Here is an 11,318-nt window from a genome sequence, read left to right as displayed (position 1 = left end):
GGCTCGCCAGCACCGCAGGCCAGAGGGGCCCGTCACAGTACCTTGCGGCGCTGTGCGTGGCCGTGGAGGCGTCTGCGCGGCGCTGTGGCGCGCTCTGTGCGCGTCTGGCGGTGTGGGTCGGGCTCGGTGTCGGGTGCGGCTGTGGACGCGCTGTGCGGCGTTCTGGTGGGCTCTGGCTTAGAGGCCGAGGGCTCGCTTCATGTGGTGCTCGAGGCGCTTGCTGGTCTCGGTGTTGAGCCGGAGCATGATGGCCTCGTTGGTGCGGTCGCTGGTTATCATCTGCGGCACCGAGATGGTGGTCAGCTTCTTGATGTCGGTGCGGGTCTTGCTCATTCGCTGGAATGGGATCCAGCTCGTGCCGTCGCTCTTGGTGTTGCCTGTCCCCATGAGAATATTGTGCGATCGCTGCGAGAACGGGCCGCCCGGGGTTCTTGTGTTCAAATAGCGGCCAACTACCTTCTTCTGCCCCTTGAGCACCTGCGCCTTCAGCGTGTAGCTCTTACCGCGGGGCGGGGCCTTCGGTGTCATGCCGAAGTGCACAGGGGTCAGGAGCCTGCCCTTGTAGGTGATGGCGAGCTCCTCGATGGTCTCGCCGGTGATCTGGATGCTGCCAGCCATCTTCTTCGGCTTTCCGCTGCCCGAGGGTGTGATCTCCGACTTCTTGATGTTGTAGACGGCCGTGACCTCCTGAGCGATCCAGCCCGGGGCTCTGGCCTTGACGTCCTTGATGGTGTTGCTGATGGCCTTCTTGCCGCCGTTCTCGATTGCCTCGAGGTCAGCGACGAGCTGTTGCAGGTTGCTGAGCTGCGCCGAGATGCTGTTCTGCGGCATGGCCGTCGCCTCCTTCCTATACGCAAAAAGAGACCGGCGGGCGTTGGTTCGCCCGTCGGCCTCTTGCCGTCGGTTGTTATTTGGTTTTCCTCTGGTCAGCCGCTCGGAATTGTCACGGCGTTGCCCGTGTGTCCGGCGGTCTTTTGCAGGATATAGAATAGCACGGGTCTCTACTGCTTTTCAATTCCTTTTACTTCCCTTTTGTTCCTTTTACTGCGTTTTACTGCCGCAGCTCAGGCAGGGGCTCCAGCTCGTCCAGCACGGCGGCGAGGTTGAGCAGGGCGCGGCCGTGGATTTTGTATGTCCTGTTCTGGTAGGCGTCCACTCTGTCGACGTAGTCCCGCCGATCACCGAACAGGACGCCGCAGGTGCTCTCCCAGTCAGCCCGGTCGAAGTAGCGCAGCCGGATGACGGCGCGCTCGTCGGGGTCGGAGAGCTGGAGGATCAGGCCCTCGATGGCGCTGCGCTCCTGCTTCTCCTCAGCCTTGAGCCGGTCGATCTGTTCCTCGAGCTCCATTTTCCGCTCCACCATCATGCCGGTGCGGTCGGATGGTGTGCCGGATCCGCGTGGCATACCTGTCAGATCAGGGCCGGGCGGTGAGGCCATCGTCATCTCCATGCGGTCGAGGCGTTCGAGCTGGTTGTCGATGTCCCTCAGCATGGCGGTGTAGGCCGCGAGCCTGTCCTTGATCCGTTGTGTGATCGGCTTCTCGCTCATTATGTCAGGGCGTCACTCCTGCTCACCTCCTTCCTCGTCAGGCTCGAAGATCGCGGCTATCTCCTCGCGCGGTAGCTCTCGGCCTTGACGGACGCAGCGCACGGTTGTCTTTCCTGTTATTCTGATGTACCTCTTGACGATCACGTCCGTGAAGGCGGGCGTCAGCTCCATGATGTAGGAGGGCTGCCCGTATGCCTCGCAGGCGGCCAGCGTCGTGCCGGAGCCGCCGAATGGATCATAGACGCCCGTGGCGAAGTCCGTGTTGTCGACCAGCTTCTCCAGCAGCTCGACGGGCTTCTGTGTTGGGTGCAGCTCATTCCCGGATCGGGAGATACTCAGGACGTTGCCGTAGCCCTTGTGGCCGTCGAAGTGGGTGGCAGCCTTGGCGCCGAACAGAATGAGCTCATGCTGCGAGCGCCAGCCGACGCCCATGCCCGGCGTGCCCTTGTCCCATACGATCTCAGACTTGACGCCGAAGCCGGCCGCCTCGACGAGGTCGAACAGATATACCCACATACGCCAGTCGGTGAAGATGTAGGTGTAGAGGCAGGGGATGTCGGTGAGCGCGCCGCGGATCAGGTTTTGGTAACCGCGCGTGCTGAGGATGTCGTTGGCGATCTTCGGGGCCTTGCCGTTCTTTCTCTCGGTGCCGATGCTGCCGGTCGACTTCTGCGACTCCTTGCTGCCGCCTGAGCAGTAGGGTGGGTCGGTCAGCAGGATCTCGGGCTTGTTGCCGTCGAGCAGCAGGGCGCGATCCTCCGGCCGGGTGCAGTCTCCGCAGAGGACGCGGTGCCGGCCGAGGATCCAGAGGTCGCCGTACTGTGTGACCGGCGCGGCCGGGGCCGGGATCTCGGCGTCGGGGTCGCTGCTCGGCTCCTTGGTGTGCAGCGCCTCAGAGAGAGCCGTCACGATGTTGCCGTAGTCGTCCTCGGTGTAGCCGCTGAGCATGAACGGGATCTCGCCGGTGTCGATGTCGGCGAAAACCTCGGCGAGCATCTTGTTGTCAGTGGTGGCGAGCTCCGCGATGCGGTTGTCAGCCGTCAGATCGGCCAGCTCCTCGGCCTCGCTGGCGTAGTCCTGATAGTCGACCGGGGCGTCGGTCAGGTCGTCGAGCTGCGCGGCCATGAGGCGGCCGTGGCCCTTGGTGACGAGCCCGCTGCGCTTGCTGACGGTGATCGGGGCGCGCCAGCCGGTCGCTCTGATGATAGAGGCGAGGAGCTTGATCTGCTCCGGCGGGTGCTGGTTCGGGTTCTTCTGGTTTGGCCGCAGATCCTTCAGCGGGACGATGGCGTCGTGTGCGCAGAACACGGGGACGCTGCCGGCGTATGCCTTGGGCGTTGCCGTTGTGCTGTACTCCTCGATCTCGGGGCCGGTCTGCGGCTGCGGTTTATCCTTTGCCATGTTTGCCTCCTTTCAGCCTTCCGCTCCCTCCACAGAGGTCGCAGGCGACTCGCGTGTCCTCGACGCGGACGGTCGGCCCGTTGATGTACCTCGCCATCTACATCGCTTTTACTTTTCCAGATCCGAGGCATTTGTGGCAGACGTCCCCGGCTGTGATGCCGGTGTTTGTGATGATCTTATTCACGGGCTCGGCCTCCTCTCTTGAATTGCCCGGCCTGCGGGCAGGTGGCCCAGTGGGGCCGGTATCCGGCGTCTGTGGCCTCACCTCCGGGCACGATCTCGCAGCTCACGACCTCGCCCCGGGTGGTGACGATCTTGTCCTTCCCGCCGGGCGCTGCCTTATAGTAGACCGGCGCCGGATCGCACGGCATAGCCTTCCCGGCCGGTGTCTTGATCCAGACGATCGGAGCGCCGCAGCCCCGGCAGGTTGCTTTATTCATGGCCGTCACCTCCTGTTTGGAATTGCTTCTCGATCCACTTGTGGAGGCTGGAGTCCTGCCAGTTGTTTCGGCCGTCAAGACGGTTTTTCAGCCGTTCCAGCTTCGCCTCCTCGACCTCCTCGGTAGAGCGGTGGAAGATGATGCGGAGCTGGTCGAGCATGATCTGGACGTCTGCCATCTCCTCGACCACGTTGCCGATCGCTGCGGTCACCTCGCAGCCAGCCTGTGCCCGTTTGATTTTGCAGAGGGCCTTGGTCAGCTCAGCCATCTCCTCGACGGCCATGTCCATTTGTGCCGGCGCGCCGTAGGTCGTGATTGCACGATCCAGCAGGGCCCGGCGTGCCTCTGCGTCCATCATTTGTGGGCTCCTTTCAGCAGCTCGCAGCAGAGCACGACCACGAGGCAGATCAGCAGGATCCCGACGGCGATGACGGCCGGGATCCAGATCGGGGCCAGTACCCACAGCCAGCTCCAGTTGATGACGCCGGTGAGCTTCAGGACGATGAAGGCGACGGCGAGAAGGCCGCAGAAGCCGATCCCGCCGGCCGTCGTGTTGTTTCTTTCGTTGTTCATGTATTACCTCCAGTATTATTTTCCGAGCCCCTTCAGCGCGCAGGCTGTACAGGCGGTTCGGACGTCGGGTTCCAGTGCGAGGATCCGGCGGGCCGTGTCTGTCTGCCAGCACTCAGCGCCACAGACGGGGCAGGTGGTGAGCTGCCAGTCGTCCGTCGGAGGCTCCGGGACGTTATCGCGCAGCGGCATGGTGAGGATCCCGCCGTCTCCGGGCTGGTGGGGCGAGAGGATGGGCTCAGGCTCGTCGGGGATCATGGTGCCGAGGAGCTCGTTGTACTTCTTGAATATGGCCTCCGACGCTGCGCTCCAGCTCTCGCCGTGCTCCGTGTCCTCCGGGGTGGCGACGTGGGCCAGCTCGTGCGCCAGCAGCTCAGGGGCGGCGCTGATTGGTGCCTCGGCCGAGATGCAGACGATCGGCGTGCTGCCGTCGTCTGGAAAGATGGTCAGGCCGTAGGCGGTGCCGTTGGTCTCGTCCCGCAGGTCGGGGACGTACTGCGCGACGTACTCGACGCCGGGGTAGAGCTCAGAGAAGGCCCGGGCCACGATGGCCGTCGGGTCGTTGATGAAGGGCGAGGCCATCGGGCCGATCTTCTCGTACTGCTTCAGGGCCGTGTAGGTCTCGCGCAGCATGGCCCGCACTTCGTCCTTCTTGATGCCGTTGATGGTGGGCCCGTTCAGGATCAGGTCGAGCATCCTGTCGCTCCAGTCCTGCATCAGGTGGGTCTCCGGCATACCGCAGCCGAAGGGCACGACGTCGACCTTCTCACGGGTGAGGGTTTCGTATTCTTTCACGGTGCTGCTCCTTTCAGAAAAGCCGAGCGGGCCGGAGCCCGCCCGGCGCTCCATTTACTGCATGACGACGACCTTGCCGGCGTCGATCAGATCGCCCATGTTCTTCAGGAAGTAGTCGGCGATGTTCTTCTTGGCCTCGAGCTTCCAGATGCCTCCGTCAGCCTCGAAGAAGCCGATCCCCTCATCGGGATCCACGCGCAGCAGGAACTCGCTCTCGGGCTGCTCCACCTCGAGGAAGGTGCGGAACGGCCGCAGCATGACGCGCGGCTTGATCTCAATGAGTGCGTTGAGGGCGACGCCCTGACGCGCCTCGACGGTCTGCGTGACGCCGTTGTCGTTGGTGCTGACGCTGTTCTCGTTGGTCATGCGACTCAGCAGGTCGAGCAGGTAGGCCGTGCCCTCGTTGGGGATGCAGAGGCTCCGCAGCTCGATCAGAGCTACCTCGCGTCCCCTGAAGCCGGTGCGCAGGCCCGGGGCGTCAGCCTTGGCGCGGTAGAGCGTGTTGCGGGAGAAGTCGCTCAGGTAGGTGGTCATCACCTCGACGGTGTCGTTGCTCTTGACCTGCACCATGATGGTCGTGCCGACCTTCTCGAGCTCGGTGCGGATCAGCTTGCAGATGCTATCGAGTCCGCTGACGCTGATGCAGTCAGGGCGGTCGACGTGCGGCGGGATGCGGGTGAGTGATGCGTCGGCGTAGGTCTGGCCGTTAATCTCGAAGATCTTGGTCTCCTTCAGGCTGACGATTTTGTCGATCATTTTTGCGAGCATTGTGTTGTCCTCCTTGTTCTGTGTTGTGGGTGTTTATCCGTGCTGGACGAGCTTCAGGAGCTTCGGGGCCTCCTGCTGCGTGCCGTCCATGTTCATTTGGCCGGGCACCTGCGGCACCATCTCGGCGACGACGAGCTCGCCGTTGCCGTCAGAGGTGACATAGAGGGCCGTGGCGACGGGGTTGGTGGCCGCGAGCGTAGACTTGGCCGTCACGGAGACGCCGATGGTGCGGCGCTCGTCGTCCGGGGTCAGCTCGATGGTGAGGGTGATCTTGCGCTTGGCCGTGGCCTTCGTGTTGGGGTCGAGGATGTTCTGGATCACCTTGTCCATCTCATAGTCGACGCGCTCCTCGAAGGCGCCGCGGGCCATCGACATGATGCTGTCGCGCTGGTTCTGTTCGTTCATGGGGTTTCTCCTTTCTTTCTGCTGCCGGCCGTGCCATACTTCTCGAGCGTGTCCTTCATCGCTCCAGCGATGCACTCGGCCATGATGGTCGCGGTTTTGGTTTCGCTGTTCTTGGCAGCCTGTTCAATGGCTGCGCGGATCTCGTCGGGCTCATAGCCCGTGTTCTCATAGGCGGCGAGCTTCTGGACGAGCACCTCCTTGGTGGCTGTGCTCCAGTAGCCCGTCTTGATGCCGTTGACTCTCTCGTGGGTCAGACGTTCCATGCCAGCCCTCCTCTCAGGTGGCCGATCCGAGCGTCATCTGCTCGGCCTCGGTCGGGTTGTCTGCGTAGGCTGCGGCCGTCTGGCCCGTGGGGCCTGAAGGCTCCGCTCTGGCCCACACGGCCTCGGTGGCGTCCGAGCGGGTGGCCTTACGGCGGCCGACCGTCGTGAGGATCCCGATCTCCTTCAGCTCTGTGAGCCGCGGGGCGACGTAGTTGCGGTTGAAGTACGGGATCCGGCCGGCTGCGACGAGCTCCTCGGTGATCTCGCTGGCCGTGAGCTCACGGTTGCCGAGGGTCTCGAGGATCAGGCGGCAGCGGGCGGCCCGCTTGGGGAGTACGGCGTCATAGCTGCGGCGCCGGGTCTCTTTGGTTGTCTGGTTCATGTGTTTCCTCCTTTCCGGCCAGCTCGACGCTGTCGACTGGCGCGTCCTTGACTTCAGGCGTCGGCGCTTCGTTGCCCCACACGTCCCATCCCGGGGCGGCTTCTCGGGCAAAAAGCTCGATGCGGGGCAGGTCTCCCATCAGCTCGACGATCTTTTCGCGCACTTCGGCAGGCTTTTGACTATGCCTGCGCAGCGGCGAGAACACGAGCTGACCGACGCCGGCGCTGATGCGCTTCGGCTTTCCTTTGATAGCGATCAGGCAGGGCTCGGTATTACCTCGAGTCCAGCGGCCGAGGCCGAAAAAGTAGCCGTTTCCGCTGCGGTTCTGCTTGATCCACTGGAAGGCGATCGACTTGTATTTGAAGCCCCACGCCTCGATCAGGTCGAGGGCCTCCTGCATCTTCGGGTATGTGGCCCACATAAAGAGCACACAGTCGTCAGCAGCTATACCCCCCCCCGCAGGGTTGACGGGGAGCTGCTTCAGCTCGTTGATGCTCATAGTCGCGTACTGCGCGGCAGCCGCGCCCGAGCATCCGCTGTCGCTGTAACTCCACGGCGGGTCGGCGTAGATGATGCTGTATTTCTTATCCGGGAACGGGATCACGTTGTTGCCTCCTTTCCGAGCACTTCCGACTCGATGCCGTGCAGGAACTTGATGAAGCCGGCCGTCGCCGGTACTTCGTAGCGGGAGAGCTCTGCGTGCGTCATGTACTTGCGGCCGTAGATCTCGGCCATGTCGCGCCAGACGGGCCACGGCACGCGGTAGAAGTCCGTCAGGCTCATGGAGACGAGCACGAAGGCGATGGCGCCGAGTTTGTGATGGGCCTCGAGGTCGTCCTGCTGCTCTTGAGTGAGCCGGCGCTGCTCGATGCGCTCGTCGTCGGTGTGCTTGGCCTCGAAGTAGATGCTCCGGCCGCCCTTCAGGGTGCCGCCATAGTCCGGCTGGGCCTGCTTGGTATAGCAGGCGAGGAACTGGCCCTTGCGGTTCTTGGCGCCGAGGGGCTTCATGGGCTCCGGCGTCTTTTCGATCTTTGCGAGGCCGCGGCTGAGGTAGTAGTCGCACGAGGCCGAGATGATATTCTCGAAGTAGCCGCCGGCGACTCTGGCCTGCTTGCCGCGGATCTGCGCCATCATGTGTTTTTCGGCTGCGTAGGGCGTCGGGTCGTTGTAGCCCTCCGCGTTCTTTCTCGGGTCGTACTTCGTCACGGCGTTCAGCCTCCGATCTCGATGTGGACGCCCGGATCGGAGATCAGGCGGTCGGCGAGCGTGAGGATGGTGGCACCGTCGAGGTGGACGTGGATGGAGCCGCCGCGGGCAGGCAGGTGGATCGTCACGCTGCCAATGTTGGGATCGTCCTCCTCGCCGCTTTCGGGCTCCTCGTCAGGCTTCAGCTCGCTGATGGCCTCGAAGCCGTTGCGGACGGGGATGCCGTGCGCCTTGGCGAGCTCGATCTCCGCGGCCATACCGGCCGAAGGGTGGTCAATACCGAAGGCCCACAGCTCGGAGCAGCCGAGCACCAGCTCGCTGCCGATCTTCAGGGCCAGCTCACGCTCCTCGGGGACGTTGTCGTCCATGAACTGCGTGAGATAGATGTGCGGGGTGACAGGGATGACGCCCTTCTCCACAGCCGCGCGGCTGTACTCTTTGGCGCGCTGGATGTTGTTCTCGTAGTCCCCGCGGCACGGGGAGCAGATGTAAACCTTTTTCATGTTGTTCCTCCTATCGTGAGCGCCAGCTCTGGCCGGTGAGGGTGATGCCCCTGCACATTTCCATGAGCCGGTCGATGGTGGCCCGGGCCGTCATGCTGTCGTGGCTTTCTCGCGGCGTCATGCGGTCGATCAAGGCCTCGGTGTCGTAGTTGGTGGTCACTATGGTCGGCAGGTATGCCTCATAGCGGCCGTTGATGATGTTGTAGACCGTGGAGATCGCCCACTCGGTCGGCGGCTCCTTGCCGATGTCGTCGATCACAAGGAGCGGGACGGTCTTGTAGATCTTCAGGACGTCGCTCTCGCTGCCGCCGGTCGCGGAGTAGGTGCGCTTGATGCGCTCCAGCAGGTCGATCATCGTCATGCAGATGACCGGCTTGCCTTGCGCGATCAGGTGGTTGGCGATGGCAGCGGCGAGGTGGGTCTTGCCGGTGCCCGGCGGGCCCGCGATAAACAGGCCGTTGCGGCCGGGTTCCTGACGACCGGGCTGCGGCAGCATGGCGTCGAAGCCTTCGGCATAGCGCCGGGCGGCTGCCGCTGCTCGCTTGTTGTCGTCGGTGAGCTGGAAGGTGGAGAAGGTGCGCCGCAGGAAACGGTCGCCCATGCCTGACTCGCCGACGATGCGCTTGATGCGATCCCGCATTTTCTTCTCCTCCTCAGCCTTGGCGGCTGCGGCCTCAGCAGCTTCGCGCTCTGCCTTCGCCTTCTCATAGGCAGCCACGGCCTCGGGGCAGGTGCATCGCTCGGCTCCGTATGGAGGCCAGAGGATGCGGTTGCCGAGCAGGATGCCCTTGTGGTAGCGCAGGGCGCCGCAGAACTCGCAGGGGACGGGCTCAGGTACTCCGGGACGGCCGGCGAGGCGCTCGTCGTTGCTCCAGATCCAGTTACCGGCGTCACTCGTCGTCGGCCGGCTTGAAGCCCTTGCCCCAGTCTCGGCCGGAGCTGTCGGGCTGTTCAGGATCTCGCTGATTTTCTGCACCTTCGTTCACCTCCTCATTGTCCCAGTAGCCGCCGTTGAGCCATGTGCTCGGGTTCGGTATGTAGCGCCCGTTCTCCCGGCGCCACTGGTCGCTCCGCTTCTGAGCGTCGACCGCCTGCATGATCCTCTCGTGGAGCTCAGCGGTGGGCTTGATCTTGTTCCACGCCTTCAGAGCGTACTGCTTGCCGGTTTTTTTCGGGTAGGCTTTCCAGAACTCGAGAAATCTGGCCTCGACGAGCGACTTCGTGCCGCCGTCACTCCCCTCGTCAGAGGGGGAAGGGGGTGTACTACCTTCTCTTGTCTTATCTTCTCTACTCTGGTCTACTCTGCCTCCGGCTTTCTTGCGGCTGTTTGCCGGTCGTCCTGCGGTCGGCGTTGGGTCGTCCGGCGAGGCGTCGGCAGACGCCGCAGCAGCGGCCCGGCGACTGCGGGAGCGCTCTTTCTCGGCTTGCCGCTGGTCGATCAGCTTGCCGGCGTACTCGTACCAGTCGTGGATCTCGAGCGTCCCGTCCTCTTTTTCGTCGATCCAGCCCGCCCGGATCAGCGTTTTCGCCAGCTTTTCGGGGTCTCCGTCCCACTGAGCGGCCCGCGAGATCATGCGCGGCGTGATGTCGACGAGGCTGCCGGTCGGGGCGTTGTCGAGGGCCCACAGCCAGAACGAGACGAGCAGCCCCATCATGTGCGGCGGCTCGACTTCGAGCTGGTCAGCAGCGTCGAACAGTTTGCGGTGATCCTTGAGTGTCTGATGCACTTGCAGCCATGCCACGGTCGTCACCTCCTTTCTGTGGTCGTTTGTTTGTGGCCTGCTTTTGGTCGTCTGCCGGTCGTCCGGCGGTCAGGTTAAAATGGAAGGTCGCCATTGTCCTCGATCTCCGCGAAGTCGCCGGAGCCCTCAGAGTATCCCGGATCGGCGAAGTCGCTGCCAGAGCTCTGGCAGCCGTCCTTCTTGCTGTCGCAGAAGTGGACGGAGTCGACCGTGATCTCGACGGCTTTGCGGCGGTTTCCGTCCTTGTCCTCGTAGCTGCGGCTCGTGAGCTCGCCCTCGACGAGGACGAGGCGGCCCTTGCTCAGGTACTTGCAGACGAACTCGGCCTGCGCGCGCCACGCGACGCACTCGATGAAGTTGGTGATCTTCTTGCCGTCCTTGGTCTTGCGGCCGGTGTCGCTGGCGAGGGTGAAGCTGGTGATCGCCGTGCCCTGCTGCGTGTACCTGAGCTCAGGGTCGGCGGTTAGACGGCCTTGGAGGCCGGTGTGGTTATACATTAGGCGTTTCCTCCTTGCTGGTTATGCTGTGCGGCCGCATTGTCGAGGGACGTGCAGATCTCGTCGTACTCTTGGCGGGTCAGGGTGGCCGGATCCTGCTTTTTGTACTTCTCCACGATCCGGGCGTTGGTGCGCTCCTTGGTCATTCCTGCGGCCTCTGCCTTCTTGTAGAGGCGCGCGAGCTGCGCGTCGCTCAGACGGCCGGAGCCCTGCCCCTGACGGCCCTGTGTGGCCTGCTGGCGGCCTCCAGCGCCGGATCCTTTGCCCTGCGCGCCGAAGTCGCTGTTGTCGGGGTCGTCCTCGCCTTGGTCGACGGTGAACTTCTCGAAAAGGTAGTATTTTAGGGCGTAGGTGTGGGCCGCGCCCTTGGCCTTGGCGGGGTCATCGTTCCAGCCGACGGCGTGGACGGTGGCCTCGATGGTCTCGTCGTCGTTGTCGAGGTTCAGCCAGCGGATCGTCAGGTCGGCCTCGTAGAGGAACATGAGCTTGTCGCCGTTGCGGGTCTTGGTCTGCATGGTGATCCAGTAGACCGGGTCGCCGTTCTCGGCGTGGCGCGTGGCCTGCTCGCTGATGACGTCGAAGTCGACGCCGAGCTCGTTCATTATGGGGGTGATCTTCTCCCACACGTCGTAGATCTTGGCGTACTTGTAGCTGACGCCGTCGCTGTGCTGCTTCTTGACGATCTCCGGGCAGGCTTTCCGCATTTCGACGAGCTTCTGCCGGAGCGTCAGGCAGGCGGCTTCAGGAGGGGCCGCAGCAGCGGCCGCCTCGGTTTTCTTGGTTTCTGCCATGTTGGT

18 protein-coding genes are annotated in these 11,318 nt (G+C 63.5%); all 18 read right to left on the bottom strand.

Annotated features, from left to right (window positions below; all coding sequences use genetic code 11):
- Window positions 1-177: 177 nt before the first annotated feature.
- On the bottom strand, window positions 178-831 hold the full coding sequence (locus tag DW724_RS11575; protein WP_118761577.1) for a serine/arginine repetitive matrix protein 2: 654 nt from the start codon (window positions 829-831) through the stop codon (window positions 178-180).
- A 220-nt stretch (window positions 832-1,051) separates the two neighbouring features.
- Window positions 1,052-1,549 (bottom strand): hypothetical protein, encoded by a 498-nt coding sequence (locus DW724_RS11570; protein ID WP_118761576.1) that lies wholly within the window; start codon window positions 1,547-1,549, stop codon window positions 1,052-1,054.
- Window positions 1,550-1,561: 12 nt separating this feature from the next.
- Complete coding sequence (locus tag DW724_RS11565) at window positions 1,562-2,950, bottom strand: site-specific DNA-methyltransferase (RefSeq protein WP_118761575.1); 1,389 nt, start codon at window positions 2,948-2,950, stop codon at window positions 1,562-1,564.
- A 176-nt stretch (window positions 2,951-3,126) separates the two neighbouring features.
- A complete protein-coding gene (locus tag DW724_RS11560) occupies window positions 3,127-3,390 on the bottom strand; it encodes a hypothetical protein (RefSeq protein WP_118761574.1) in 264 nt (87 codons plus the stop codon).
- Entirely contained in the window at window positions 3,383-3,748 is a 366-nt protein-coding gene (locus DW724_RS11555; protein ID WP_243105748.1) for a hypothetical protein, read from the bottom strand. The genes DW724_RS11560 and DW724_RS11555 overlap by 8 nt, the downstream gene beginning before the upstream one ends.
- Window positions 3,745-3,963, bottom strand: coding sequence for a hypothetical protein (locus DW724_RS11550; protein WP_118761572.1), 219 nt, complete (start codon window positions 3,961-3,963; stop codon window positions 3,745-3,747). Before DW724_RS11550 ends, DW724_RS11555 begins: the two co-directional genes overlap by 4 nt.
- 15 nt (window positions 3,964-3,978) lie before the next feature.
- Window positions 3,979-4,755, bottom strand: coding sequence for a hypothetical protein (locus DW724_RS11545; protein ID WP_147358656.1), 777 nt, complete (start codon window positions 4,753-4,755; stop codon window positions 3,979-3,981).
- 54 nt (window positions 4,756-4,809) lie between these two features.
- The gene (locus tag DW724_RS11540; protein WP_118761570.1) at window positions 4,810-5,523 is read right to left on the bottom strand and encodes a hypothetical protein; all 714 of its coding nucleotides are present in this window, start codon (window positions 5,521-5,523) and stop codon (window positions 4,810-4,812) included.
- A gap of 33 nt (window positions 5,524-5,556) precedes the next feature.
- Window positions 5,557-5,928: a hypothetical protein gene (locus DW724_RS11535; RefSeq protein WP_033121166.1), complete on the bottom strand. Its 372-nt coding sequence runs from the start codon at window positions 5,926-5,928 to the stop codon at window positions 5,557-5,559.
- Window positions 5,925-6,191: a hypothetical protein gene (locus DW724_RS11530; protein WP_118761569.1), complete on the bottom strand. Its 267-nt coding sequence runs from the start codon at window positions 6,189-6,191 to the stop codon at window positions 5,925-5,927. Before DW724_RS11530 ends, DW724_RS11535 begins: the two co-directional genes overlap by 4 nt.
- A gap of 13 nt (window positions 6,192-6,204) precedes the next feature.
- The gene (locus tag DW724_RS11525; RefSeq protein WP_008981445.1) at window positions 6,205-6,573 is read right to left on the bottom strand and encodes a hypothetical protein; all 369 of its coding nucleotides are present in this window, start codon (window positions 6,571-6,573) and stop codon (window positions 6,205-6,207) included.
- Window positions 6,533-7,177, bottom strand: coding sequence for an MT-A70 family methyltransferase (locus DW724_RS11520; protein ID WP_118647691.1), 645 nt, complete (start codon window positions 7,175-7,177; stop codon window positions 6,533-6,535). The genes DW724_RS11525 and DW724_RS11520 overlap by 41 nt, the downstream gene beginning before the upstream one ends.
- Window positions 7,174-7,779 carry a Holliday junction resolvase RecU gene (locus DW724_RS11515; protein ID WP_118647689.1) on the bottom strand — a complete coding sequence of 202 codons (606 nt, stop codon included), beginning with the start codon at window positions 7,777-7,779 and terminating at the stop codon, window positions 7,174-7,176. The genes DW724_RS11520 and DW724_RS11515 overlap by 4 nt, the downstream gene beginning before the upstream one ends.
- A 5-nt stretch (window positions 7,780-7,784) precedes the next feature.
- On the bottom strand, window positions 7,785-8,282 hold the full coding sequence (locus DW724_RS11510) for a DUF7768 domain-containing protein (RefSeq protein ID WP_118647687.1): 498 nt from the start codon (window positions 8,280-8,282) through the stop codon (window positions 7,785-7,787).
- Window positions 8,283-8,292: 10 nt separating this feature from the next.
- Entirely contained in the window at window positions 8,293-9,258 is a 966-nt protein-coding gene (locus tag DW724_RS11505) for an ATP-binding protein (RefSeq protein WP_243105747.1), read from the bottom strand.
- Complete coding sequence (locus tag DW724_RS11500) at window positions 9,173-10,024, bottom strand: hypothetical protein (RefSeq protein WP_243105746.1); 852 nt, start codon at window positions 10,022-10,024, stop codon at window positions 9,173-9,175. Before DW724_RS11500 ends, DW724_RS11505 begins: the two co-directional genes overlap by 86 nt.
- 74 nt (window positions 10,025-10,098) lie before the next feature.
- Entirely contained in the window at window positions 10,099-10,521 is a 423-nt protein-coding gene (locus DW724_RS11495) for a single-stranded DNA-binding protein (protein ID WP_118761567.1), read from the bottom strand.
- The gene (locus DW724_RS11490) at window positions 10,521-11,312 is read right to left on the bottom strand and encodes an ERF family protein (protein ID WP_008981453.1); all 792 of its coding nucleotides are present in this window, start codon (window positions 11,310-11,312) and stop codon (window positions 10,521-10,523) included. Before DW724_RS11490 ends, DW724_RS11495 begins: the two co-directional genes overlap by 1 nt.
- Window positions 11,313-11,318 lie beyond the last annotated feature (6 nt).

The sequence above is a fragment of the Butyricicoccus sp. AM27-36 genome (genome assembly GCF_003480945.1).
GTDB lineage: Bacteria > Bacillota > Clostridia > Oscillospirales > Butyricicoccaceae > Agathobaculum > Agathobaculum butyriciproducens.
Note: the sequence above shows the minus strand (reverse complement) of the source record. Positions and strands in the feature narration are given on the sequence as shown.